The following is a 24544-nucleotide window of genomic DNA, read 5'->3' as shown; positions in this document are numbered from 1 at the left end:
TTTTTTCCTTGTATTTTAACACTTTAAGCTAAAAAATGCAAAAAATATAAATTTAAGAAACTTTTATAATATTTCTTTCTTTTACCATTAAAATTTCATCCGCTTTTGCAATTGTTTCAGCCCTGTGGGCAATAATAATTGATGTTCTTTGTTTTAAAAAATTTTCTATATTTTTAAAAACCCTGTCTTCTGTGTCTATATCAAGGGCTGAGGTGGATTCATCCAAAATTACAACTTCGGGTTTAAAAAGAATTGCCCTTGCTATTGCAACCCTCTGCCTTTCCCCGCCGCTCAGTTTCACTCCGTTTTTACCTATAAACGTATCCAGTCCTTTTGGAAGTTTATTTACTACATTTAAAAGCTCTGCTTTTTTTAGGGCTTCTTTGATTTCATCATCGCTAAAATTTTCACCCAGAGTCAAATTAAATCTTAATGTGTCATTAAAAAGTTTAGTTTCCTGCAAGATTAAGGCCACATGTTTTCTTATTTCATTTAAACCTATCTCTTTATAACTTACACTGTTATATAAAATATCTCCCTTATCAGCCACCAAAAGTCCTGAAATAATTTTTGCAAATGTAGTTTTCCCGCCTCCGCTTGCACCAATTAATGCCGTAATCTTAAAAGGATTTATTTTCACGTTCACATTTTCCAAAATCTGAATCTCTTTATATTTAAAATATAAATTTTTTGTTTCAATAGTAACTTCTTTACTAAAAGGGTTCTTTTGATGCTCATAAACAGGCTCTTTTTTAAGTTCAAACAATTTATTTATCCTCTCAAGTGCCGCTTTTGCACTGAAAAAAGAGTACTGAATATTTATAATTTCCTGAATAGGGCTCATCATAAACCACAGATAACTGAAAACCGCTATCATCATACCGATACTTAAATCATCATATGCAACCGCCAAAATTCCGGCAGCCCTGAATATTTCATATCCCACCAAAAACATTAAAAAACTCATTTTGTTAAAAGCTTCGCTTTTGTAGCTGAACTCAAATGCTTTTTTCTTCATCTCCCCCGCCAGTAAAAACAGTCTTTTAAAGAAAAAATTTTCTTTATTGTATGCTTTTATCTGGTCAAACAGTTCCAGAGTTTCTATTAAAGTTTCCTGAAACACAGAAATTGTTTTATTTTGGGAAAGTTTATATTTTTTAACTTTTCTGGCCAGTTTTCCTGAAAAAACAACAACAAAAGGATTAAGCAAAAGTATAAAAAGCCCAAGTTTTAAATTAATACTTAGTAAAACTACAGCGACTCCAATCAGCGTCAAAAATGAAATTACAAATTTCGAAACCGATTTTATTAAAAAATCCTCCAGAGTATTTACATCGCTTATAAGTCTGCTTGCAATATCCCCCGTTTTTAAATTTTCATATTCATTAAGGGAAATTCTTTTTAAATGCTCAATTACCCTCAACCTTATTTTATAAGTTATATCTTTTGTTATTTTTTCAAAAAAAAATGCCTGGGCTATATTCAAAAACATAAAAGAGCCCCTTAATATCAGCACCGCAAACAAAGTTATCATCACATAACAAAACGGATTGCAATTCCCGAAACGGTTAATAAAATCTATCCACCAGCCACCTTTATGGAGTAATACCTCATCAATTAAAAGAGGCATTAAAAGTGGTATAGGAATGGAGATAAGTGTAGCCAAAAGTGCTATAATTTGAGCAGTAATAAATTCTTTTTTATATTTTTGAATTTCTTTTAATATTTTTTTAAATGTAAGCAAACCAAGCCTTTTTTAAGGAATTATAATGAATTTTTTTGATAATTTTAATAAACCTCATATTATAGGTGCCCACAGAGGATTAAGCGCTTTGTATCCGGAAAATACGTTAAATGCGTTCAAAGCAGCTAAAAACAACGCCGATTTTATAGAATTTGACGTTACATTTACAAAAGACAATCAAATAGTTGTAATACATGATGACACAATTGACAGAACCACAAACGGCAAAGGGGAAGTTTGCAAATTTACACTGAAAGAATTAAAAAATTTTACAATATATCCTGATGAAAAAATACCAACACTTAAAGAAACGTTAGAATTGTGCAAAGAAATGAATATGCCTGTAAATATTGAACTGAAAAAAGTATTTAAAAATGAACCTGTCTTTTTGGAAAAAGTATTAAAATCTATAAAAAAATTTGAATTTGAAAATAAAGTGTTAATTTCAAGTTTTGAACACAAATATTTAAGATTTTTTAAACAAAACAATATTTCCACCGCAGCACTTTTTGACAAGCCTTTTTCAATGGAATACTTAAAAACATTAAACATAGATTCAATTCATATTTCAAAAAAACTGGTCACAAAAAAATTTTTAGAAAAATTAAAAAAATACAGAGTTTTAGTATATACAATGAATTCTAAGAATGAAGCCAATAAACTGTTTTCAATGGGAGTTTACGGAATTTTCAGTGATTATGGATATTTGGTGGAGACAACGGGACTCGAACCCGTGACCCCTACGCTGCCAGCGTAGTGCTCTACCAACTGAGCCATGTCCCCTTCTAAAAATTAAAAGTATAAAATGGAAAGTTTAATTATTTTTATTTTTTAACTTTTCACTCTCTATTAGAGAGAGGATTTCTTTTTCGTAATTATACAATAAATATCTCGCTTTTTTAAACTTTTCTGATAAATTAATATCAAATAATTTAAAAATCTCTTCTAAAACCCTTGCACTCTCCTGGCTTCTTTTTAAATTGGAAATAATTATCTCTTTTAAGTCTTTACGGGTTAGTTCATCTTTTGTGGATTTTTTTAAAATATCCTCTGCTGAGTCTCTGTATTTTATATATTTTTCATAATCAGGAATTTTAATATGTCTAAGTTCTTTTAGTTTAAAAGCAAGGGGAGAAGAAAATTCATATCTTAAAATATCCTCAACCACCCTTATACCCTCTTTAAACCTGTTTATATTTGCATCAATGCTTCTATACAAATTATTCTTCATTATTTAAAAATCCCAAAATCTGAAGAAGAGATATAAACAAGTTTAGAAAATCAAGATAAAGCGCAACGGCAGCCTCTATTTCATTGCTTACATTTCCCCTTATTATATTTTGAGTGTCAAATAAAATAAACATACTAAACAAAACCGCCCCTACACTTGCAATTATTAATTGAAGCATAGGCAGATGTAAGAAAATATTGGCAATACTTGCTACTATTAAAACAATTAATGTAATAAAAAGCATTTTCCCCATAGTGGTAAAATCTTTTTTTGTATTCATTGCAAAAACAGTTAAAGCACCGAAAGCAACAGCAGTTAAACCAAACGCCTCTCCAATTACATAGCCCATATTTCTTGCTATAAAAACAGCCAAACTCGGGGCTAATGTAAACCCTGTCATAAAAGTAAACGCAAAAAGTAAAACCAAATTAAGCGGTGTCTTGTTTTTCGCCGCCAATAATCCAAAAAGCAAAACAAATTCCAAAATTACAGAACCCCAATATGTAAATGTAAGCCCTCCGCTTATCGGGTTTATCATATTAGATACAAAACCCATTCCTACATATGCACCAACGGCCCCGGCAATTAAACTTCCGGCTAAAAGTTGATATGTTTTTTTAACAAAAACATTAATATCTTCTGTTGCATGATTTGTTTCATTTGTGATAGTTTTATTAAAAAGCCCTTGTTTAAAATCACTTGAACTAAATTTCATTTTACCTCCTCAGTTTTATTTTATAAGATTTTATTATATATTGATGAATTTAGTATGAATTTGGAGGTTTTATATTAAAATCGAAATATTTACTCTCAAAACCGTCAGGAATTTTTGAATACTGAATTCTTGCTGCCCTAATGTTATTGGCTTCCTGCCATAAAAGTCCAAGTCCGTATCTTGCTTCTGAATATGTCGGGTTTTTTAATTTTGCAAGTTCCATTAAAGCTACTGCATTTGCATGATGATTGGCACCTATTCCCGCAACTGCAGCCTGGTATAATGTAAAAGGATCATCTACATTTTTGTTATTGATTAAATCATTGTAAATAACATAAGATTCTTCAAAATGTTTGGTATATAGATTTGCAAAAGCAAGTCTTTTTAAAAGAGGTATAACATCAAAATTTTCTATTTTAGCTTTTTTTTCTAAATCAAACCTTACCTTGTTTAAAAGTCCGGAAATTTTGGCAAATTCAAAATACCAGTCTCTCACAACTTTAGCACCGTAATAAAAATCATTCATATCCCAGTTTTTTTCCAGAAACAGACTCTGAAAATTAAGAGCTAATTTTTTAACACTTAAATTTTTATTCTCAGCATAAAAATAGAGTAAATTTGCAATAATATCCCTGTTAAACATACTTTTTAATTTTAATGCTTCATCAAGATAATTTTCATTTAAAACAGCTTTACCGGCAAGTTTTGCCAAAATCCACAGAGGATTTGGCTTTTCGTTTTTTTCCAAAAATGCGGCTATGCCCACGGTATTATTGTTTATTAAAGAAATAAGCCCATATTCCAAAACATTTTTGCCGTTTAAATCCTCTTTTAGAGAAGCAAGTAAATTAGAATCGTCTCTGCCTGTTTTTCTAACTGCCATAAGTGCATAAATACCGCTTAGCATATCACCTGGATTCAAATGATAGGCCCTTAAAAAATGAAAATAGGCTTGTTTGTAATCCCCAAGCTGCGCATAAGTCAAAGCAAGATTATAATGCAGAATATAAGAAGTGTCCCTTTTTTTTATAAGTGTCTGAAATTTTTTATTCGCCAGATAAATATGCCCGTTTAGAGCTAATTTTATTGCTTTTGAAATTTCCAAATTCAGCCCTGAATAAACAGCGCTTTTTGAAAGATATGAATTTGATTCTTCAATCGCCCCAATAGGTATCCCGGCAATTCCCTTTTTTAAATATGCAATAGTCTGGTTCAGGCTGTAAACCTTAAACGGGGCAAAATAAAAAAACAAATCGTAATAATCACTTTTTTTAGCTAAAAAACTGTTTTTAAACTCTTTTTGTGCCACTTTCACGTCAAACAAACTTGGTTTTAAATTTATTCGGATAGGATAAACATTGTTTTCATCGAAATTTTTAAAGAGTATTGAAGCTTCTTTAAATTCTGAAAGTTTTAAATCCACCAAAGCCAAGGCAAATTTGGCCTTTTTTTTATCTGAAATGGACAAATAATGTTTTGCCAAAGAATATTCACCTATTTCCGCCAAATCAAGACCTTTATAAAAAGGGGCCCTCTGAATATCCTGAGCTTTTATAAAATTATTATTATATTCGTAAATTGCGCTTAAAAGCCTTTGAGAATCTTCTCTGTAAGGAGTGTTCATTTTAAGAGCGGGAATCGCTTCTTGCTCATATCCCATATAATACATCACAAGGGCATAATAATAAGGATAACTTTTTGATTTGGCAATTTCAGGTAAAGTAATATATGCCAAATTTATATAATAATCAAAAAGTTTTTTATTTTTAAGCTTCAATGCACATACAGCAGCATTTATAGCACTCACAACCCTATTTTCTTTATTGTTTATCGCTTTTTGAAAAAATTTTAAAGCTTTATTAAATTTACCCTCTTTCATTTTAATCACACCGAGATTGTAATTTGAAAGAGACTGGGAAAAAGAAGAAACTTTATTCAATAATTCCAGGGCTTTTTTTTTCTGCCCGTTTTTATAAAGAATTGCGGCTTTTTTAATTATTGTTTTAAGGGTGTCTTTTTGTATATGCTTTTTTTCAAGTTTTTTGGCAATTTCTGTAATTTCTTTATTTTCGACATTATTTTCTTTTTTCTTTTTTATTACTGCGAAAGCCAAAGCCAAAAGCAGTATTAATGCAATTAACAGAAGAATAATGATAATTAAAAAATATTTCTTTTTTTTCTTATTGTCTTCTTCAATGATTATTACATTTTCTTCTTCCGCCACTTATTACCTTTAAATGTTAAGTTTTGAATGTTAGATGTTGAATTTTAATTATTGCATTCATAATTCATCATTCAACATTCATAATTTTATAAATATCTTCTTAACGCTTCAGGAATTTCAATTGTTCCATCTTTTCTTTGATAATTTTCCATAATAGCTACAAGTGTCCTGCCGACTGCTAAAGAGCTTCCATTAAGTGTATGGACAAGGCGGTTTTTTTTACCGTCTTTAAATCTTATTTTTCCGCGTCTGGCTTGAAAATCCCTGGTATTGGAAACAGAACTTATTTCCCTGTATCTGTTTTGAGACGGAATCCATACTTCCAAATCAATTGTTTTCGCCGCACTGAATCCCAAATCCCCTGTGCAGAGCATTACCTGCCTGTAAGGCAAATTTAATTTCTCAAGGGCCCTGCTTGCACATTCAACCATTTCCTCAAACATTTTATCGCTCTCTTCCGGACGGGTAATGGCAACGAGTTCCACCTTGTCAAACTGATGCTGACGGATAATTCCTTTTGTATCTTTCCCGTAACTTCCGGCTTCTTTTCTAAAACACGGTGTATATGCCGTAAGTTTTACTGGTTTGCTTAAATCATCAATTATTTCATCTCTGAAAAGATTAGTTAAAGGCACTTCGGCCGTAGGTATTAAATAAAGCTCTTCCCCCTCTATTTTAAATAGATCCTCTTCAAATTTTGGAAGCTGACCCGTGGCCGTCATAGTCTCCCTGTTTACAATAAAAGGAACATAAACTTCTTCGAATCCGTATTCCCTGTTGTGGTTTAAAAAGAAATTAATCAAAGCCCTCTCAAGTCTTGCCGCATCGCTCTTTAACACAGTAAAACGGCTTTTTGCAAGTTTCACGCCCTTTTTAAAATCCAGCCAGTTTAGCTTTTCTCCAAGTTCGTCATGGGGCTTTATTTCAAAATCAAACTCTGGAATTTTGCCCCATCTTTTTATTTCCACATTATCATTTTCGTCTTTTCCTACAGGAACATCATCATCCGGAATATTGGGAATATTTAATGCTTTATTTTCCAATTCAGTCTCTATCTGTTTGGATTTTGTATTTAATTTTTCTATTTCTTCTTTTAATGCGGCCACTTCTTTTTTTAAATTCTCAGCTTCTTCTTTTTTACCCTCTTTTACAAGATTTCCAATCTGCTTTGAAAGCATGTTTCTTTTTTCAAATAATTTATCAAGCCTGGTTTTTAATTCTTTCTTTTTGGAAAAAAGTTGTTTAATTTCTTTTAATAGATTTTCGTTAATTCCCTTTAATTTAAGTTTTTTAGTAATATTTTCAAAATCCCTATCAAGTAATTTTAAATTTAGCATTAAATTCCTTTGTCATTAAAATGTTATTTTGGTATAATTTAGAGAATTTTAACATAAAAGGAGGATAAATGAAAAAAGTAATCGCTCTCGGACTCAGTGCATTAGTTGCTTCGACATTATTTGCAAAAGAAATCAAAGTAGGTATTCTTCAACCTTTAACAGGACCTATTGCATCATTTGGACAAAAAACTCTTGACGGTATTAAACTTATCCATTCAAAATATGCAACACTCCCAAACGGAGATACCATTAAATTAGTTATTGTAGATAACCAATTTGACAAAGTTCAAACTGTTAACGGTTATAAAAGACTTGCCAGCGGAGAAAAAGTTGTAGCAATTGAAGGACCTCTTGCTTCATCCATGGCTCTTGCAGTTAAAAGATTTGCGGGGGCCACTAAAACTCCGACTGTAACACAAATTGCCACAAACCCAAGGGTTACAAAAGGGAGCAAATATCTTACACGTGCGTGTTTTACAGATGATTTCCAAGGAACTGTTGCGGCGAAATACGCCCTTGAACACGGTCTTAAAAATGCAGTAATTCTATTCGATATGAAACAGGATTATTCAGTAGGCCTTGCAAAAGCATTTGAAAAAGCTTATAAAAAAGGCGGAGGAAAAGTCCTTAAAAAACTGTTTATAAACACAGGAGACAAAGACTTTAACGCACAAGTTGCCCAGATTAAAAGATTAAATCCAGCGTTTATTTATACACCAATTTATGCACCTGAAGAAGGTTTATTTTTAAGACAACTCAGAGCCGCCGGAGTAAAAGCACCTGTAATGGGCGGAGACGGGATTGCAGACCCAGGACTACTTACAAAACTTGCTGGAAAAGCGGCAAACGGCGTAATGTATACTGACCATTTTGACGCAGCAAAAGCTCCGACTCCGTTATCAAAAGAATTTATTAAAGATTTTAAAGCTAAATACGGAAGGCTTCCAAGTGCGTTTGCTGCAACAGGGGCTGACGGATACTTATTGATTTATAACGGAATTAAACAATGTGACACAAAAGCAAATACAAAAAATAACCTTCAATTTAAACAATGTGTAAACAATGCAATAAGGCATACTAAAAACCTCGAAGCTGTAACAGGAAATCTTACAATCGACCCAAAAACTGGAAATCCAGTTAACAAACCTGCCGTTGTAGAACAAATTGTAAACGGTAAAACAGTATTTAAAGAATTAGTACAGCCTTAATTAATTTTCTCCCCTTTGGGGATTAACAGTTAAAAAGTGCTTTATAAGCATTTTTTAACTGTTATATAAGGAAATAAATGAAAATAGATTATTCTAAGCCCATAGAAATAATGCCGGATATATACTGGGTAGGTTATTTGATACCAAACGATCCGTTTCAGTGCCAGACAGAATGCGGTTTGTATTTGATGGGAGATTATGAAAGCGATTTAAAAATATTAAATAAAGCAGATGAATTAATTAAAAAAATCTTTCACAATTTATTAACACAGTATGATTTAAATCTTATATTAAAAAGCTTTCTGTTTTATTTAAAACAAAACATACCCTCAATAGAGGAAATTGAAATCTGCGGTATTAACCCTGTCAAAAAAAATGAAGTATGCTTTAAAAAAGTAAATGACGCTTATGGGCACATAACGGGTGATTGTATTTTAAAATCATTGGCAAAAGAAATGGAAAAAAATTTTAGACAAAGTGATTATGCTTTCAGATACGGAGGGGAAGAATTTTTAATTATAATGCCTTTTACAAAACAAAAAGACGCCTGTATAAAAATGGAAAAATTCAGAGAATTTATTGAAAATAAAAGTTTTTGCAAAAAAAATATAAAAATTACAATAAGCGGCGGGGTTGTTGAGTATAATTCCAACTATAAAATTAAGGATTTTATTGACAAAACAGATAAAAAATTATATATTGCAAAAAATTGCGGAAGAAATAAAATAATCTGTTAAAGGAAAAAAATGAGTTTAAGTTTTATATTGCAGCAAATAATAAACGGATTTTCACTCGGAAGTATGTATGCCCTGATTGCAATAGGATATACATTAGTTTACGGAGTTTTAAGACTTATCAATTTTGCTCACGGTGACATTATGATGGTAGGAGCTTTTATGGCTTTTATTTTTTTCAAAATTATGGGGCTTAATTTTTATGTGGCCGTAACTTTATCTATTATAGTAACTGCTATTGTCGGAATATTGACATATGTCAGTGCATATAAACCCCTTCTTGATAAGAATGCTCCTAAAATTTCACTCTTAATTACAGCGATTGGTATTTCTTTTTTCCTGGAATCCCTTTTTAATGTTATAGCAAATCAATATTTGGGAGGAACGTATCAGGCATTTTATTTTCCAAAATGGTTTTCTACAATATTACATATAAAATCATTAACAATTCCCGTGCTTACTTTAATTATTCCTATAATAACATTAATTTTATTATTGGTTGTTTTATATATTCTTTATAAAACAAAAATAGGTATCGCCATAAGAGCTTTGGCTTTTGATATAAATACGGTTAAATTAATGGGTGCAGATTCAAACAAAATAATCGCTTTTGTATTTGCGCTTGGCTCTGCCCTTGCGGCAATAGGGGGAATTTCTTATGCAATGGCTTATCCGAGTATTGATCCTTATATGGGAATGCTTGTCGGTCTTAAAGCATTTGCCGCTGCGGTTGTTGGAGGAATCGGAAGCGTAACAGGTGCGGTAATAGGAGGCTTTATTTTAGGTTTTGCCGAAGTTGCAATTCCCGGTTTTTTCCCGGAACTCGGAGGATGGAAAGACGCATTTGCATTTATTTTCTTAATTTTTGTTTTATTATTTAAACCTACAGGTATTATGGGAATTGATTTTGAAAGACAAAGATTTTAGAAATGGAAAGTATAAAATTAAAAATTAAAAATGGAGTGAGAAAATGAATAATTTATCTCTTGGTAAATATTTTACTTTAATTGCCATAGTTACAGCTGTTTTTATCGGATTTTTATATATTTCTCCAAAAATATTCAGTGATTACACCACCACTGTTTTGGGAAATGTTTATATATTTATAATTTTAGCCGTCAGCTATAATTTAATAAACGGGGTTGCCGGCCAGTTTTCATTGGAACCGAACGGTTTTGTGGCAATCGGTGCATATGTTACGGCTCTTCTTATGTTGAGCCCCGATGTTAAAGCGGATATGTATATGATAGCCGATCCGCTTCCTTTAATAAAAGATATTTATCTTCCAAATCCGTTTTTTACGTTATTAATCAGCGGTATAGTTTCTTCTCTTATAGCCCTTACCCTTGCATTTCCCGTTTTTAGGGTAAGAGGGGATTATTTGGCAATTGTAACATTAGGATTTGGATTTATTATAAGAATATTCTTAATTAACAACCCTTCCATTTCAAACGGTTCAATGGGGCTCGATTCTATCCCCGGATTTGCAAGTTATTTTTGGATAGGAATAGTTTGTTTAATTACTGTTATTTTAGTGTATAATATCGTTTATTCCAAACACGGCCGTGCTATGAAAGCTGTTAGAGACGATGAAGATGCGGCACTTGCAATGGGAGTTAATACATTTAAAACAAAAACGCAGGCTTTTATGACAAGTGCATTTTTTGAAGGGGTCGGAGGCGGGCTTTTAGCAAGCTCAATCGGTTCAATCAGTCCCGACCAATTTACATTTATGCTTACATTCCAGCTGCTAATTATAATTGTTTTAGGCGGACTCGGAAGTATGAGCGGAAGTATTATTGGTACATTTTTACTCATTGGCGGCATGGAAGTTTTAAGACCTCTTGATGACGCTAACTGGAGTATTGGTGCAATTCATGGAATTCCAGGTCTTAGAATGGTTGTATTTAGTTTAATTTTACTTTTAATTATGCTTTTTGCAAGACGTGGTATTATGGGAAATAAGGAAATCTGGGATTATATTAAAATAAGGAGAAATAAATGAGTGATATTTTGAAAATTGGTAAATATGAATTTACAAGTAGACTTATAGTTGGAAGCGGGAAATACCCGGACTTTAAAACAACAAGGGACGCTACACTTGCAAGTGGTGCCGAAATGATAACCGTAGCGGTCAGAAGGGTTAACATTCTTGATTCTAATGAAGAAAATCTAATGGATTATTTCAAAGATACCGATGTAAAAATTCTGCCAAATTCTGCAGGCTGCACAAAAGCCGATGAGGCAATAACTCTTTTCAGACTGGTAAAAGAAGCCATCGGAATCGATTTGATTAAATTGGAAATAATAGGAGATACGGCAAAAACACTCTATCCTGATGTTATGGAAACACTTAAGGCATGCGAAACATTGGCAAAAGAAGATTTTACCATTATGGCATATACTAATGACGACCCAATTATGGCCAAAAGACTTGAAAACTCAGGAGCAGCAGCCATAATGCCTCTTGCCGCACCCATAGGAAGTGGCCTTGGTATTCAAAACAGATATAATGTGGTATTTATTAAAGATGCTGTAAATGTGCCTGTAATTGTGGATGCTGGGATAGGAACTGCAAGCGATGCGGCAGTTGCAATGGAACTTGGAGCCGACGGAGTATTGACAAATACTGCCATAGCCAAGGCTTCTAATCCTATTGCAATGGCAGAAGCTATGAAACATGCGGTAATGGCAGGTAGAATGGCTTACAAGGCAGGTAGAATTCCTAAAAAACCTTATGCAACAGCTTCTTCACCACTTGAAGGACTTATAGAATTTTGAAACTTCTCAAATTAATCTTTATGTTTTTTTTTCTTTTTTTCTTTCTTTATATAGCAGCATGTATTTATTTATACCTGATTCAGGATAAAAAAATTTTTAATAAAAAATGGGCAAAACCCTACGTTCCAAAAATAGCTAAAAAAATATATTTTAAAACAAGCGATGGAGTTAAACTTGAAGGAGCAATGACAAAAAATGGGGAAAATCTCCCTTTAGTTCTATATTTCAGCGGTAATGCAAACAATGCAATTGAATTTTTAGATAAAACCGCCCCAAAAATAAAAAATTTTAACTTTTTAGGTTTTAATTATCCAGGATATGCAGGCAGCGTTGGAAAGCCGTGTGAAAAATGCATTGAAAAATACGCCCTTGAAATATTCGATAAATATAAACCGGATATTTTAATAGGCAGAAGTTTAGGAAGCGCAGTTGCGGGTTATGTAGCCGGCAAAAGAAAGGTTAAAAAAGTTTTATTAATTACACCTTTTAGTTCTATTGGATGTATAGCAAAAATGGAATACCCCTTTTTTCCTGTGTCTTTCCTTTTAAAATACAAATTTAATGAAGCAAAATTTATTTCAAACGCAAATATGCCTGTTAGTATTATTGCTTTAAAAGATGATGATAAAATTCCACAAAAATGTTTAAATAGTCTTATTAAAAAGATTAAAAATCTTAAAAATATTTATTATCTTGATAAGGTAAAACACGGGAATGTATATAACTATCCCAATATTGAAAATATTATTTACAAAGCTTTATCACAATAATAATTCACTGCTTTAAAAAACTCATTTTCCAAAAATTAATTTTTGGAGGAGCTTTTTTAAATTTAAAAAATTTTTTGAGATCGTTTGCCAAAGCTTTATAATAAACATAATGATGAGAATTATAAAAATGAGCATTTTTATTTTCAAAATCACTGCGTAAATTTTCAAAATAAACACGGGGATCACCGTAATATACTACTAAGTGCTTAGAAATTGACATTTCAAGAAAATCTTTTGAATTGCTTAGTGTACGAGTTAAAGAACGTATGGGCTGTTTCAATGAAAGAGGAAAACGGCAATAGTTATAATCGGCATTAGCTCCAGGAACCATATGATAAGCCACAAGGTCTGTTTTTAAAGAGGCATCGGATTCAAAAATTTTTTTGGCTTTTTCAAATGAATCCAGAGGCATTGAAGGTAATTTAAATTTTTCATAAATGTTTGACTCTCCGTAACCTCCGGCCTGAAGAATCCTATCAACAACATCGGCACAGTTAAATTTTGTTTTATCCCATTTTATAATTCCCTGTTTAAAATCATTTTCAATACGATAAATTTCTGCTATCATAGCTGTTAAATTCTGTGCGGGAACACCGGCTACACGAAGGCCTATTGTCTCCCTTCCGTAAGCCATACCATATGTGTTGGTATGTATTTGTGAAGGAGACGGCGGCTTTACCCCATAAAGATAATCCGCAAGACTTAAATGTTGTAAAAAATTGGAATCAACAGAAGGGTTTGCAATATAATTTGCACTGTAAACAGTTTTATCTATGCGAATAGCAATGTGTCCGAATGGATTTTCCCAAATAATTCGCTGCGGAGAATGGGAAGTAGCATATGATAAAAGCAATTCAACTTCAGCCGGAGAATTGGCATCAAGCTGTGATAAAGCATCATTGACATTAATAACCGGCTTGCCATTTTCAGCACCAAAATCCCCCGGTAAAGAACATGAAATAAAATTATCATTAAGCGCAAACCTGACAATATGCTCAATTTTAAAATTTTCTTTAAATTTTTTCTGCGCTCTGCAGATAGCTTCTTTCTCCGCAGGGTTAAACAAAAATGTCTGCAGCAGTTCGGCAGCCTGATTTGTATTGGAGGCAAGCTTGGCAACTCCAAGCCTGGCAAAAAAAGAAGCGTTTTCCCTTTCATGCCCGCTGAGTATATTTAAAAGAATAGTAGGAACGCCTATAGAAAATGCTTCCACAGGTGTTAACCCTCCGGCTTTAGTTATTAAAACATCGGCTATATTCATTAAAGAGAGCAAATCATCATGCGTTAATAAAGAAAAAATTTTCAGTTTTACATTATCCGGCAGATTTTTTTTTAACGTTTTAAGCAAAAACTGCTGTTTTTTATTTTTTCCGCAAACAGCGACAATTTGCAGCGCTCCTTTATAATGTGCCACAATATCTTTAACCAAAGCGGCATAATTTCCAACCCCTTCTTTTCCGGAAGTTATTAATACTATTGGTATATCCTCTGCCAAATTATATTTGTCTAAAATTGTTTTTTGATCTTTATGCTCATATTCAGGCACATATACGGGCATACCAGTTGTAATAATTTTTTCAGAAGGAACACCTGCCGAAAGCCACATTTTATACAGTTTCCTGTGTGCAAGAAACGTCTGATCTATCCGTTTGGAAATTCTTGGAAAATAACCTTGAAAAAAATCAGTGTGAAGCCATCCTATTTTAATGTTTTTTAATTTACCTTTTTCTCTTAAGTTACCAAGAACCTGTGCCGCTCCGTAATGCGTGGATAAAATTACATCCGGTTGTTGGGATTGTATAAATTCAAAAACCTTTTCATCGGGATAATCATTTGGCAATAAAGCAAGTGAAGGAACACTGTTACCTCGCATTTGAATTTCTTGAAAAAGTACATCAAACAACTCCGGACAGTTTCCGGCCACGAGCCAATAAAGCTTTTCATCAATTTTACGCCACAATGGATTCATAAAATCACGAATATCTTTCAAAACAATAACAGCATAGGGATTATGCTTATGTATCTCTTTTTTAATAGCCTGAGCCGCGCTAATATGCCCATAACCGATAGATGAATAAAAAATAATTATTTTTTTATTCTTTTTTTCTAAATGAATATTCATTTTTTAAAGCTCCGTTAATTTTTTAAAAAATTAAAAAAATTATTTAAATAAAAAACAATTGAATATTAAGATTTGAATATATTATACCATATCTAAATTAATTACTGATAAAATATTTTTGAAGAAAGACAAAGTATAAAATTAACAGTGGCGGAGAGGGTGGGATTCGAACCCACGGAACGGTTGCCCGTTCAACGGCTTTCAAGGCCGCCGGTTTCAACCACTCACCCACCTCTCCAATGAATCAAAACAAATAATTTTAAATATTTGATTGACGGTGGTGCCCGGGGCCGGACTTGAACCGGCACGGGAAAAACTCCCGAGGGATTTTAAGTCCCTTGCGTCTACCATTTCCGCCACCCGGGCAAATGTGAAAGGAATTATAATTAAAATATATACCTATGTCAAGTGGAGGCGCCACCCGGATTCGAACCGGGGATCAGGGCTTTGCAGGCCCCCGCCTTAGCCACTTGGCTATGGCGCCTTACTGGAGCGGGCTACGGGACTCGAACCCGCGGCCTCCACCTTGGCAAGGTGGCGCTCTAGCCAACTGAGCTAAGCCCGCTTAAGGAATAGAATTATATAAAAAAATAGTGAAAAAAGCAAGAAGAATTAAAGTTTAGGACCTGCTTTTTCGTATTCTTTTCCTTCTTTTACATCTTCATATCTTTTAAAATTTTCGATAAACATATTTGCAAGTTTTTTTAATTGCTCATCATAGGCTTTTTTATCTGCCCATGTGTTTCTCGGATTAAGAACTTTTGTATTAACTCCTGCTAATTCTTTTGGCATAGCTAAATTAAATACTGGTAAAATTTCAAATTCAGCCATTTTTATACTTCCGTCAAGAATTGCATTAATACATGCTCTTGTGTCTTTAATGCTCATTCTTTTTCCAACACCATACGGACCGCCTGTCCATCCTGTGTTTACTAAATATACATTTACTCCGTGTTTGTCAATTTTTTCTCCAAGTAGTTTTGCGTATACTGTTGGATGAAGAGGTAAAAACGGCTCACCAAAACATGCACTGAATGTTGCAACCGGTTCTGTAATACCTCTTTCTGTCCCTGCTACTTTTGCAGTATATCCGCTTAAAAAATAATACATTGCCTGTTCTTTTGTAAGTTTAGAAACCGGAGGCAATACTCCAAAAGCATCGGCGCTTAAGAATATTATATTTTTAGGGTGTCCTCCTGTTAGAGTGCATTCATGATTTTCAATATGTTCTATCGGATAACTGACCCTTGTATTTTCTGTTTTTGATGCGTCGGTAAAATCCACTTCTCCCTCTTCATTTATTACTACATTTTCCAAAAGGGCATTTCTCTTAATAGCATTATAAATTTCAGGCTCGCTTTCTTTGTCAAGATTTATTACTTTTGCATAGCATCCGCCCTCGAAATTAAATACACCTTCATCATCCCATCCATGTTCGTCATCACCTATAAGTTTTCTGTTTGGGTCAGTTGAGAGTGTAGTTTTTCCTGTTCCTGAAAGACCGAAAAACAATGCCACATCACCTTTTTCACCTACATTAGCAGAACAGTGCATTGATAGTTTACCTTCAAGCGGAAGCCAGTAATTCATCATAGTAAAAATACCTTTTTTAAGCTCGCCCCCATACAAAGTACCCGTCATTACAGCTGTATTTTCTTCTACATTAAATGCAACAAAAATATCACTGTTTAAACCGTCCTCTTTCCATTTTGGATATCTTGCTTCCCCTGCAACCAAAAAAGTAAAATCCGGCTCAAAATTTTTAAATTCTTCTTCACTCGGTAAAATAAACATATTCATTACAAAATGTGCCTGCCATGCTATAGGAGTTATAAATCTTATTGCTCTTCTACTGTTTTTGCTGGCTCCTACAAATACATCAACAACATACAATTCATCTTTTTTTGATAATTCTTCTTTTGTAAATACTTCCAGATTTCTGAATGTTTCAAGAGTTATAGGATGGTTTATTTCCCCCCATGCTATATATTTTTCACTTGGAGATTGTTTTACAAAAAACTTATCTTCTGGGCTTCTTCCGGTAAATTCACCTGTATCAACTGCTGTCGCCCCGCTTTTGGTTATTACAACTTCACCTTTTTTTAATGTATCTTCTATTATTTTATCGTAACTTGGATTGTGAATAATGTTTTGGGCTGTAATACCCAAATCGTCTAAATTTAACATAACATTCTCCTAATCTAATGTGGTTTTTGGAGTATTATTATAACAAAAATGAAGAAAAAAAGAGGAGATTAAAGGTCTTTTTCAAGACCTGTTTTTTTAAGTGTAAATTCTATAAATTTGTAAGCAATTATAATCAATACAGGCCACATGAAAAATAAGATAACTCCCCATGTCGTATTAATCTGTTGTGCTTCCGGATTAATCCCGTTTGGCAACAATTTATCAGAAGCGAAAAGGAAACTTCCGAAGAAAATTGTTATTAATGTTAAAAATTTTTTCATATCCACTCCTTAATATGCATGTGATTCAGAATCATTAATTTCTTCAACACTGACAGGTCCGCCTTTTTTCATCTGATACCAGACATAAACAATATATGCCAATACTATTGGCACAGCAACGCTAACCCATGCCATAACTTCAAGAGTATATTTACTTCCTGAACTGTTTTGAATAGTTAAGCTGCTTTGTAAATCAGCATAGCTTGGATAAAATGGAGTTCCGTTAAGTCCTGCTATAACAAAGACAATAATTCCGATTAATACAATTCCAAGTCCTGCTGGCCAGATACCTTTTGTTGAACCTTTGATTCCTTGGAAAATTCCAATAACAAAAAGAACTACTCCAACTAAGAATAAAATTAAAGGAATTGCTGCAAATGCAAGTAAATTTTGCAAATATTTGCCATCAACCAATGTCACTTTTCCGGCTGGATCATGGATATTATAAGAATATCCTTTCATTGTCAACAAACCGTAAAGTACTATTAATAGGGCAATCAACAATACAACAAAACATCTTTTTAAAACTGCTCTTAATCTTTCATGAACTGCTGAAAATTCATTTTGGTCTAAATCATTCATGAGCCATAAAGCACCTAAAATTCTAGCGGCACTAAATGCTAACACACCAAATGCCAAGTTAAACCAAGCTCCGTGACCAAAATCTATAGCAGCTTCAAGCCCTCTTAAATTAAATCCGTTGGCTGCTGTTCCCCAATGTAACACTCTTGTTACAGGATCATAAGTAAAATTACTTCCTGTAAAAAATGTTCCGACAGCAGCACCAATTAGAATCATACCGACTATACCGTTTACATATAAAAAGAATTTATATGTATTTTTACCAATTAAGTTATTGGGTTTATTCATATATTCATATGATACCGCCTGAAATACAAATGTAAATAAAATTAACATCCATACCCAGTATGCACCACCAAATGATACAGAATAAAATAATGGAAATGCCGCATACAACGCACCACCAAATAATACAAGAGTAGTAAATGTAAGCTCCCATTTTCTACCAAGGGAGTTTACAATACCTCTTTCTTCCATTTCATCTTTTGCAACATGCATTAGACTTTGTCCACCTTGAACAAATGTCATAAATAAAAAAAGTCCTCCTAAAACCGCGACAATTATCCAGAAATATACCTGAAGATAAAAATGTGTCGCGTCCACTGTAATTGGTGCCCAAGTCATCAGTGCGCTCCTTTTGGTCCGATTTTTACGACCGTAAATAGGATTTTAAGTTCAGCAATACCTAAAATTACAAATGCACTTAAGAATAAGAAAAATGTTGCCTGAACATTTTGCAATGCAATCGGTGTTACTGAAATTTTTGTCGGAAGCAATCCGAATACTGTCCAAGGTTGTCTTCCAAGTTCTGCTGTCATCCAACCAAAGCTTGTTGCAATCCATGGAAGTGGAACTGATAAAACTGCAAGCTTTTGTAGTACTGCACTGTTTTCAAATGTTCCTTTTGTAACTGCAATATATGCCCATGCAAATAAAATTATAAACCAGAATCCTAAAGTAACCATAATATGGAATGCATAAAATACTGGTGGTACTGGGGGATACAGTTTAGTTGGATCATCAAGATATCCGTAACCCATTAAATCTGCTTTTGTAACTGTCCATCCGTCAACTGTGGTAACCGGAGCATAAAAATCTCTTTTTGCTGCTTCCATTGCCGCAGCATCACCTTTGGCTTTTGCCACGTGATATGCTTTCAAATCTTCAATAGCTTCTTTACCAACTTGATGTAATTTGGCAAATGACCAAATACCGTATTTATCATTTCCATTTACTAAATCTCTAAGTCCAGGAATATAAGCATTTGGATTTCTTTTTCCAAGAAGTGATAATAATCCTGGAATTTCAATTTTAAAACTCCATGCCTCATCATTTGATTTAACATTTCTTGCATCTAAATCTTTTGGAAATCCAAAAGCCACTATTGGTGCACCCTTTTCACCTACATAAAGCCCTTCTGCTGAAGCTATTTTTGTAGGTTGTGTATTTGTAACTTCATAAGCATGTTCATCACCTATAACTACAGTGAAAATAGAAACGATTAAACCGAATGCAGCCGCTACCGCAGCTGATTTTTTAGCAAATTCTACATGTTTTTTTCTAAGCAGATAAAGTGAAGATATACCAAGTACAAATACCGCTGCCAATGTATAACTGGCACTAATAGTATGTAAAAATTTAACCTGTGCAACCGGTTGGGTAATCAATGCCCAGAAATTTTGCATTTCCGCTCTTGCGTTGTCAATAGAAAATCTTAAAAACGCACTGCTTGGATGTTGCATAAATCCGTTTGCAATTAGTATCCAAAGCGCTGAAAGGTTTGAACCAATTGCAAGCAGCCAAGATGCACTTAAATGAACACCTTTACTGACTCTTTTCCATCCGAAAAATGCTATTGCCGCAAAAGTCGCTTCCATAAAGAATGCAACAATACCTTCAACTGCAAGAGGTGCTCCAAACAAGTCACCTACAACCCATGAATACGTAGACCAGTTTGTCCCAAATTCAAATTCGTGAATAATACCTGTTGCTAAACCTATGGCAAAGTTAATACCAAATATCAATTGCCAAAACTGTGTAATGTTTTTCCACTCTTCTTTTCCGGTTTTTACATAGATAGTTTCAAAAAATGCCACTAAAAACGACATTCCTAATGTAAATGGAACGAAAAAGAAGTGAAACAACGCTGTCATTGCAAATTGGGCTCTTGCCCATTCTAGCATTGCATAATCCATTCTATTCCTCCTTTTTATGGTTCGTTGTGATTTTTGTAAGTTGTTTAACATAAAGCTGTGCTTTTGCTTTTTCCCCTTTTACCTGCGAATTGATTGTCGGGAAAAAGAAAACTTTCAGCACTACAAAAATCACAACAAGTTTAATAATAACGATGACCCAGATTTTTTTACCCAGGTCAGACAGGTTTTTAAACCCGTCAATGTAAAAAAACAAGATGCGTTTAAACATAAGCCCTCCTTCGAGGCTAGTAAAAATTATAAATCAAAAATTAAATTGTGTCAATAGTTTTTAATAAAAAATTAATAAAAAAACAGAATAAAAATACTCTTTTTATACATATGAAGATTCATTTATATATAATTTGGTCATTTTTTATACAGGAAAGAAAAAAGGAAAAATTATTCGCTAACGGTTACTTCCTTAGTTTCACTCTCCCAAAGTCCGTGTTTTGTACAGTAAGCCATTGCAGTAAGTTTAAGTTTAGATTTTTTAGGAATAATATAAAAATCTACTTCCACTTGGCTTTTTTCATTTCCAAGAGTACCTGGAGTAAATGTAGCTTGTCCAAGTAGTGTTTCACCATCCCATAATTGCACATATGCAATATAATGGTCAAAATCATCTGGATGAGAATATTCATTTCCGACTTTTACTTTAACTTTAAATTTTTCACCTTTTTTTGCTGTGTCTTCACAATGAATAAATGGTGAGTGTCTGTCTATATAATCTCTTTTTGCTTCTCTGTCAATTTGAGAAATATCTTCGTATCTGTTAATTTTTGGCATTTTGCCCTCCTTTTGTTAAAATTTGTAATATATTATAGCACAAAAAATAAAAAAAGACAAAATCAGTATTTTATTAATAGAAAAAAATTATTAAAGGCTACTAAATGAAACAAATAGATGTTTTTACAGACGGAAGTTCTCTTGGTAATCCGGGACCTGGAGGATGGTGTGCCATTTTAAGGTATAAAAATTATGAAAAAATAATAAGCGGAGGAGAAGATTATACAACTAATAATAAAATGGAGCTTATGGCAGTAATTGAGGCATTAAAACAATTAAAAAAACCATGCATTATAAATTTATATTCCGATTCAACTTATGTATTAAAAGGAATAAACGAATGGTTGGAAAACTGGGTTAAAAAAAATTTTAAAAATGTGAAAAACAAAGAAATGTGGCAAGAATTATATGAATTAAAAAAATTACATACAATCAATATAAACTGGATAAAAGGACATTCGGGCCACAAGGAAAATGAAATTTGTGATAAAATTGCAAAAGAGGAAGCACAAAAAAGGAAAAATTAATGCTTGTAAGCAAAAATGACATTGAAAAATATTTACAAAATATTCCTCCCATTCCAAAATATGCGCTTGAATGTTTGAATGCTTTAAAAGAAGGCAATATAAAAAAAGCGGCAAATGCTGCCAAAAATGATTTAATATTAAAAAAACAATTGGAAAAAATAGTAAATTCAGCAGCTTTTTCCTTAAGAAAAGAAGTTAAAGACATATTACAGTTATTTACTCTTTTAGGAATTGAGAATATTAGGGCAATTGTATATTCATATTTAGTATCCCTTCTTACGCCTAAAAATTGGGAAATATTTAAAATTGATTTTACAGATTTTCAAAAAGAATTTTTAAATTCTTATAAAGAATTTGCCTCATTAGAATTTGGAGAAAACATATACAAAAAATATGCTGAAATCGGTGCGATAATTCCGGCAAGTGTTTGCGTATGTGACTCTCTGCTCGGAGTTAAAAAAGAGAAATTAAATATTATTTTAAGTTCAACACCCATAGAATATGGAACTTTACTTAAAAGATTAACAGGTGAGAGTCTATTTGGTATTGCAGCCAAAATTGCTGAAATATGGGATTTAGAAAAAGAAAAATGTGAAATAATTAAAAAAAGCGAATGTGAAATATGTGATAATCCCTTTTCAGCTCTTAATCATTTTATATTTTTTTATTTAACAAGTAAACCGGCCTTTTTTGATTTAAATTCTTTAATAGAATTTAATCCAAAATGTATTGAATACATTCCAAAAACATATGAAAGGATAAGCAATGATAGCTAAAGATTTGCAAAAGAGTCTGGGGTATCAGTTTAAAAATGAAAAATTGATAACCGAGGCTCTTACACACAGAAGTTACTCTAAAGATTTTAATAATGAAAGACTGGAATTTTTAGGTGATGCGGTTATGGATTTAATTGTCGGGGAATATCTTTTTTTTATCTTTCCCAAAGCTGAAGAAGGTATTTTATCAAAACTGAGGGCGGCGTTGGTAAATGAGGAATCTTTTACAAGATTAGCAAAAAAACTAAACTTGGGAAATTATCTTCTCCTTTCCAATGCTGAAGAAAACAACGAAGGAAGAGAGAAACCTTCAATTCTTTCAAGTGCATTTGAGGCACTTATCGGTGCATTGTATTTGGAAGCAGGCTTTGAAAAAACAAAAGAAATAGCCCTAAATTTATTAAAAAATGTTTATCCTACCATTACGCCTGAAGAACTTTTAAGAGATTATAAAACAAATTTACAGGAAATTACTCAGGCATATTTTGGGGAAGTACCGGAATATAGGGTTGTAAACACTTCCGGGCCCGATCATAAAAAAGAATTCGAAATAGCAGTTTTTATTCAGGGTAAAAAATATGCAAGCGCAAAAGGTAAAAGTAAAAAAGTCGCCCAACAAGAAGGAGCTAAAAAAACTATTGATATTTTAAAAAAAGAACTTAATTTATAATTAATGGTCAATAGAAAATAAAGGGGAAATATGTTTAACAGTTTTGGAGAAATTTTCAGATTTACAACTTTTGGAGAATCGCACGGAAAAGCAATAGGGGTTGTAATAGACGGAGTGCCGGCCGGAATCAATTTTGATGAAGAATTTTTAATAAATGAACTTAAAAGAAGAAGACCAGGGCAAAACAGATTTGCGACCCAAAGAAAAGAAGAGGATTTTCCGGAAGTTTTAAGCGGGATTTTTGAAGGAAAAACTACAGGAACTCCTATTGCAATAGTAATTTTTAATAAAAACGCTAAAAGTAACGATTATTCAAATATAAAAGATATTTTCCGTCCGGGGCACGCAGACTTTACTTATTTTAACAAATACGGAATAAGAGATTACAGAGGCGGTGGTAGAAGCTCTGCAAGGGAGACTGCCGCGAGGGTAGCAGCCGGAGCAGTAGCTAAAATGATTTTAAAAGAATTTGACATTGAAATTGAAGCAGGAATTATTGAAATAGGAGGAATTAGAGCAGAAGATATTGATTTTAATTATTCAAAAAATTCTCCTATTTTAGCCTTAGATAAAGAAAAAGAAAAAATTTGGATGGATTTAATAGATGAAGCAAGAAAAAATCACGATTCCCTAGGAGGAGTTGTAAAACTTAGAATAAAAAATACTCCTATTGGACTTGGTGAACCGATTTATTGTAAACTTGATAATATTTTAGCAAGCGCAATACTCAGCATTAATGCTGTAAAAGGAATTTATATTGGAAATATTAATTCACATAAATTAAAAGGCAGTAAAAATAATGATGAAATTAGTAAAAATGGGTTTTTAAGCAATAATTCTGGCGGAATTTTGGGCGGAATAAGCAACGGAGAAAATATTGAACTTGAAATTTATTTTAAACCGACTCCATCAATTTTTCAAACACAAAAATCTATAGATATTAATAAAAATGAGGTTGAAGTAACTTTAAAAGGAAGACACGATCCAATCGTTGCAATCAGAGGTGCGGTAGTGGCAGAATCTATGGTAGCATGTGTAGTTGCAGATATGTTAATGATTAATTCAATTAGGAGAATGGATAACCTTAAAAAAATTTATTATTAAATTTAAAAGATAAATTACAATAATTTTTTATAATTTCTACTTTTTTCTAAACTCTTTAGATAGATTAAATCCGATACTAATAATAAACAGCTGTTAATTATATTTAGCTGTTAAAAGTCTTGTCTCACGTCCGCTTAAAAGCCATTCGGGTTATTAGTACTGGTCAGCTCAACCCCTCGCAGGGCTTACACCCCCAGCCTATCAAGCAGGTAGTCTTCCTGCACCCTCATGGGAAGGCTCATCTTGGAGTGGGCTTCCCGCTTAGATGCTTTCAGCGGTTATCCCTTCCGAGCTTGGCTACCCAGCGCTGCCCTTGGCAGGACAACTGGTACACCAGTGGCTCGTCCAACCCGGTCCTCTCGTACTAGGGTTAGCTCTCCTCAACCTTCCTGCGCCCACGGCAGATAGGGACCGAACTGTCTCACGACGTTCTGAACCCAGCTCGCGTACCGCTTTAAATGGCGAACAGCCATACCCTTGGGACCTGCTCCAGCCCCAGGATGCGATGAGCCGACATCGAGGTGCCAAACCTCCCCGTCGATGTGAGCTCTCGGGGGAGATCAGCCTGTT

General features: G+C 33.2%; 23 protein-coding genes, 5 tRNA genes and 1 rRNA gene. 11 read left to right on the top strand and 18 right to left on the bottom strand.

All coding sequences use genetic code 11. The features are described from left to right. Positions 1 to 52 precede the first annotated feature (52 nt). Complete coding sequence (locus DZ67_RS0108600; protein WP_024788225.1) at positions 53 to 1744, bottom strand: ABC transporter ATP-binding protein; 1692 nt, start codon at positions 1742 to 1744, stop codon at positions 53 to 55. Positions 1745 to 1769: 25 nt separating this feature from the next. Here DZ67_RS0108600 and DZ67_RS11335 point away from each other — a divergent pair, with 25 nt between their 5' ends. Continuing rightward, complete coding sequence (locus DZ67_RS11335; protein WP_084023942.1) at positions 1770 to 2501, top strand: glycerophosphodiester phosphodiesterase; 732 nt, start codon at positions 1770 to 1772, stop codon at positions 2499 to 2501. On the opposite strand, the gene DZ67_RS0108590 is transcribed toward DZ67_RS11335, so the two are convergent. From DZ67_RS0108590 to serS, 5 genes are all read right to left on the bottom strand, one after another. Continuing rightward, a tRNA-Ala gene (locus DZ67_RS0108590) sits at positions 2452 to 2527 on the bottom strand. The genes DZ67_RS11335 and DZ67_RS0108590 overlap by 50 nt on opposite strands. 31 nt (positions 2528 to 2558) lie before the next feature. Beyond that, positions 2559 to 2975, bottom strand: a complete 417-nt coding sequence (locus DZ67_RS0108585) for a thiamine-phosphate pyrophosphorylase (protein WP_024791035.1) — start codon at positions 2973 to 2975, stop codon at positions 2559 to 2561. Further along, the gene (locus DZ67_RS0108580) at positions 2965 to 3690 is read right to left on the bottom strand and encodes a Bax inhibitor-1/YccA family protein (protein ID WP_024788222.1); all 726 of its coding nucleotides are present in this window, start codon (positions 3688 to 3690) and stop codon (positions 2965 to 2967) included. The genes DZ67_RS0108585 and DZ67_RS0108580 overlap by 11 nt, the downstream gene beginning before the upstream one ends. Before the next feature lie 49 nt (positions 3691 to 3739). Then, positions 3740 to 5914: a tetratricopeptide repeat protein gene (locus DZ67_RS0108575; protein WP_024788221.1), complete on the bottom strand. Its 2175-nt coding sequence runs from the start codon at positions 5912 to 5914 to the stop codon at positions 3740 to 3742. An 86-nt stretch (positions 5915 to 6000) separates the two neighbouring features. After that, positions 6001 to 7251 (bottom strand): serine--tRNA ligase, encoded by a 1251-nt coding sequence (gene serS, locus DZ67_RS0108570; protein WP_024788220.1) that lies wholly within the window; start codon positions 7249 to 7251, stop codon positions 6001 to 6003. Positions 7252 to 7319: 68 nt separating this feature from the next. Between serS and DZ67_RS0108565 the strand changes: the two genes are divergently transcribed. The 6 genes from DZ67_RS0108565 to DZ67_RS10095 all read left to right on the top strand — a co-directional run bounded on the left by DZ67_RS0108565 (position 7320) and on the right by DZ67_RS10095 (position 12744). Further along, positions 7320 to 8459 carry an ABC transporter substrate-binding protein gene (locus tag DZ67_RS0108565; RefSeq protein WP_024788219.1) on the top strand — a complete coding sequence of 380 codons (1140 nt, stop codon included), beginning with the start codon at positions 7320 to 7322 and terminating at the stop codon, positions 8457 to 8459. A 77-nt stretch (positions 8460 to 8536) separates the two neighbouring features. Then, the gene (locus DZ67_RS10310; protein ID WP_024788218.1) at positions 8537 to 9196 is read left to right on the top strand and encodes a GGDEF domain-containing protein; all 660 of its coding nucleotides are present in this window, start codon (positions 8537 to 8539) and stop codon (positions 9194 to 9196) included. Positions 9197 to 9205: 9 nt separating this feature from the next. Beyond that, on the top strand, positions 9206 to 10120 hold the full coding sequence (locus tag DZ67_RS0108555) for a branched-chain amino acid ABC transporter permease (RefSeq protein WP_024788217.1): 915 nt from the start codon (positions 9206 to 9208) through the stop codon (positions 10118 to 10120). A gap of 43 nt (positions 10121 to 10163) precedes the next feature. Continuing rightward, positions 10164 to 11198, top strand: coding sequence for a branched-chain amino acid ABC transporter permease (locus DZ67_RS0108550; protein ID WP_024788216.1), 1035 nt, complete (start codon positions 10164 to 10166; stop codon positions 11196 to 11198). Then, positions 11195 to 11974 carry a thiazole synthase gene (locus tag DZ67_RS0108545; protein ID WP_024788215.1) on the top strand — a complete coding sequence of 260 codons (780 nt, stop codon included), beginning with the start codon at positions 11195 to 11197 and terminating at the stop codon, positions 11972 to 11974. Before DZ67_RS0108550 ends, DZ67_RS0108545 begins: the two co-directional genes overlap by 4 nt. Next, entirely contained in the window at positions 11971 to 12744 is a 774-nt protein-coding gene (locus tag DZ67_RS10095; RefSeq protein ID WP_024788214.1) for an alpha/beta fold hydrolase, read from the top strand. The genes DZ67_RS0108545 and DZ67_RS10095 overlap by 4 nt, the downstream gene beginning before the upstream one ends. Positions 12745 to 12748: 4 nt before the next feature. Here the strand turns inward: DZ67_RS10095 and DZ67_RS0108535 are convergent, their stop codons facing one another. From DZ67_RS0108535 to DZ67_RS0108485, 11 genes are all read right to left on the bottom strand, one after another. Next, positions 12749 to 14866 (bottom strand): MGDG synthase family glycosyltransferase, encoded by a 2118-nt coding sequence (locus DZ67_RS0108535; protein ID WP_024788213.1) that lies wholly within the window; start codon positions 14864 to 14866, stop codon positions 12749 to 12751. 148 nt (positions 14867 to 15014) lie between these two features. Next, positions 15015 to 15104 (bottom strand) — tRNA-Ser (locus DZ67_RS0108530). Positions 15105 to 15144: 40 nt separating this feature from the next. Continuing rightward, positions 15145 to 15232, bottom strand: a tRNA-Leu gene (locus DZ67_RS0108525). A gap of 43 nt (positions 15233 to 15275) precedes the next feature. Continuing rightward, a tRNA-Cys gene (locus DZ67_RS0108520) sits at positions 15276 to 15350 on the bottom strand. 4 nt (positions 15351 to 15354) lie between these two features. Next, a tRNA-Gly gene (locus tag DZ67_RS0108515) sits at positions 15355 to 15431 on the bottom strand. Between the two features lie 47 nt (positions 15432 to 15478). Next, positions 15479 to 17053, bottom strand: a complete 1575-nt coding sequence (gene pckA, locus DZ67_RS0108510; RefSeq protein ID WP_024788212.1) for a phosphoenolpyruvate carboxykinase (ATP) — start codon at positions 17051 to 17053, stop codon at positions 15479 to 15481. Between the two features lie 68 nt (positions 17054 to 17121). Next, entirely contained in the window at positions 17122 to 17334 is a 213-nt protein-coding gene (locus DZ67_RS0108505; protein ID WP_024788211.1) for a hypothetical protein, read from the bottom strand. Positions 17335 to 17343: 9 nt separating this feature from the next. Next, positions 17344 to 18540 (bottom strand): cytochrome d ubiquinol oxidase subunit II, encoded by a 1197-nt coding sequence (locus DZ67_RS0108500; protein ID WP_024788210.1) that lies wholly within the window; start codon positions 18538 to 18540, stop codon positions 17344 to 17346. Then, positions 18540 to 20111 (bottom strand): cytochrome ubiquinol oxidase subunit I, encoded by a 1572-nt coding sequence (locus DZ67_RS0108495; RefSeq protein WP_024788209.1) that lies wholly within the window; start codon positions 20109 to 20111, stop codon positions 18540 to 18542. The genes DZ67_RS0108500 and DZ67_RS0108495 overlap by 1 nt, the downstream gene beginning before the upstream one ends. 1 nt (position 20112) lies before the next feature. Then, the gene (locus DZ67_RS0108490) at positions 20113 to 20340 is read right to left on the bottom strand and encodes a DUF4492 domain-containing protein (protein WP_024788208.1); all 228 of its coding nucleotides are present in this window, start codon (positions 20338 to 20340) and stop codon (positions 20113 to 20115) included. Between the two features lie 170 nt (positions 20341 to 20510). Then, positions 20511 to 20897 (bottom strand): class II SORL domain-containing protein, encoded by a 387-nt coding sequence (locus DZ67_RS0108485; RefSeq protein ID WP_024791034.1) that lies wholly within the window; start codon positions 20895 to 20897, stop codon positions 20511 to 20513. Between the two features lie 104 nt (positions 20898 to 21001). Here DZ67_RS0108485 and rnhA point away from each other — a divergent pair, with 104 nt between their 5' ends. The 4 genes from rnhA to aroC are packed head-to-tail and all read left to right on the top strand — an operon-like array spanning position 21002 to position 23974. Beyond that, positions 21002 to 21424: a ribonuclease HI gene (gene rnhA / locus DZ67_RS0108480; protein ID WP_024788206.1), complete on the top strand. Its 423-nt coding sequence runs from the start codon at positions 21002 to 21004 to the stop codon at positions 21422 to 21424. Further along, positions 21424 to 22200 carry an HDOD domain-containing protein gene (locus DZ67_RS0108475; protein ID WP_024788205.1) on the top strand — a complete coding sequence of 259 codons (777 nt, stop codon included), beginning with the start codon at positions 21424 to 21426 and terminating at the stop codon, positions 22198 to 22200. Before rnhA ends, DZ67_RS0108475 begins: the two co-directional genes overlap by 1 nt. Further along, positions 22190 to 22870, top strand: coding sequence for a ribonuclease III (rnc, locus tag DZ67_RS0108470; RefSeq protein ID WP_024788204.1), 681 nt, complete (start codon positions 22190 to 22192; stop codon positions 22868 to 22870). Before DZ67_RS0108475 ends, rnc begins: the two co-directional genes overlap by 11 nt. Positions 22871 to 22900: 30 nt before the next feature. Next, positions 22901 to 23974: a chorismate synthase gene (gene aroC, locus DZ67_RS0108465; RefSeq protein WP_024788203.1), complete on the top strand. Its 1074-nt coding sequence runs from the start codon at positions 22901 to 22903 to the stop codon at positions 23972 to 23974. A 132-nt stretch (positions 23975 to 24106) separates the two neighbouring features. On the opposite strand, the gene DZ67_RS0108460 is transcribed toward aroC, so the two are convergent. Further along, positions 24107 to 24544 (bottom strand): 23S ribosomal RNA (locus DZ67_RS0108460); the annotation flags it as partial.

This window comes from Lebetimonas sp. JS138, assembly GCF_000523335.1.
GTDB lineage: Bacteria > Campylobacterota > Campylobacteria > Campylobacterales > Nautiliaceae > Lebetimonas.
Note: the sequence above shows the minus strand (reverse complement) of the source record. Positions and strands in the feature narration are given on the sequence as shown.

What these genes read in the sequence shown, in the direction of transcription:
- DZ67_RS11335 (WP_084023942.1), top strand. Translation starts at nt 1,770, where the DNA reads ATGAATTTTTTTGATAATTTTAATAAACCTCATATTATAGGTGCCCAC.
- DZ67_RS0108585 (WP_024791035.1), bottom strand. Translation starts at nt 2,975, where the DNA reads ATGAAGAATAATTTGTATAGAAGCATTGATGCAAATATAAACAGGTTT.
- DZ67_RS0108580 (WP_024788222.1), bottom strand. Translation starts at nt 3,690, where the DNA reads ATGAAATTTAGTTCAAGTGATTTTAAACAAGGGCTTTTTAATAAAACT.
- serS (WP_024788220.1), bottom strand. Translation starts at nt 7,251, where the DNA reads ATGCTAAATTTAAAATTACTTGATAGGGATTTTGAAAATATTACTAAA.
- DZ67_RS0108565 (WP_024788219.1), top strand. Translation starts at nt 7,320, where the DNA reads ATGAAAAAAGTAATCGCTCTCGGACTCAGTGCATTAGTTGCTTCGACA.
- DZ67_RS10310 (WP_024788218.1), top strand. Translation starts at nt 8,537, where the DNA reads ATGAAAATAGATTATTCTAAGCCCATAGAAATAATGCCGGATATATAC.
- DZ67_RS0108555 (WP_024788217.1), top strand. Translation starts at nt 9,206, where the DNA reads ATGAGTTTAAGTTTTATATTGCAGCAAATAATAAACGGATTTTCACTC.
- DZ67_RS0108550 (WP_024788216.1), top strand. Translation starts at nt 10,164, where the DNA reads ATGAATAATTTATCTCTTGGTAAATATTTTACTTTAATTGCCATAGTT.
- DZ67_RS0108545 (WP_024788215.1), top strand. Translation starts at nt 11,195, where the DNA reads ATGAGTGATATTTTGAAAATTGGTAAATATGAATTTACAAGTAGACTT.
- DZ67_RS0108535 (WP_024788213.1), bottom strand. Translation starts at nt 14,866, where the DNA reads ATGAATATTCATTTAGAAAAAAAGAATAAAAAAATAATTATTTTTTAT.
- pckA (WP_024788212.1), bottom strand. Translation starts at nt 17,053, where the DNA reads ATGTTAAATTTAGACGATTTGGGTATTACAGCCCAAAACATTATTCAC.
- DZ67_RS0108505 (WP_024788211.1), bottom strand. Translation starts at nt 17,334, where the DNA reads ATGAAAAAATTTTTAACATTAATAACAATTTTCTTCGGAAGTTTCCTT.
- DZ67_RS0108500 (WP_024788210.1), bottom strand. Translation starts at nt 18,540, where the DNA reads ATGACTTGGGCACCAATTACAGTGGACGCGACACATTTTTATCTTCAG.
- DZ67_RS0108495 (WP_024788209.1), bottom strand. Translation starts at nt 20,111, where the DNA reads ATGGATTATGCAATGCTAGAATGGGCAAGAGCCCAATTTGCAATGACA.
- DZ67_RS0108490 (WP_024788208.1), bottom strand. Translation starts at nt 20,340, where the DNA reads ATGTTTAAACGCATCTTGTTTTTTTACATTGACGGGTTTAAAAACCTG.
- DZ67_RS0108485 (WP_024791034.1), bottom strand. Translation starts at nt 20,897, where the DNA reads ATGCCAAAAATTAACAGATACGAAGATATTTCTCAAATTGACAGAGAA.
- rnhA (WP_024788206.1), top strand. Translation starts at nt 21,002, where the DNA reads ATGAAACAAATAGATGTTTTTACAGACGGAAGTTCTCTTGGTAATCCG.
- DZ67_RS0108475 (WP_024788205.1), top strand. Translation starts at nt 21,424, where the DNA reads ATGCTTGTAAGCAAAAATGACATTGAAAAATATTTACAAAATATTCCT.
- rnc (WP_024788204.1), top strand. Translation starts at nt 22,190, where the DNA reads ATGATAGCTAAAGATTTGCAAAAGAGTCTGGGGTATCAGTTTAAAAAT.
- aroC (WP_024788203.1), top strand. Translation starts at nt 22,901, where the DNA reads ATGTTTAACAGTTTTGGAGAAATTTTCAGATTTACAACTTTTGGAGAA.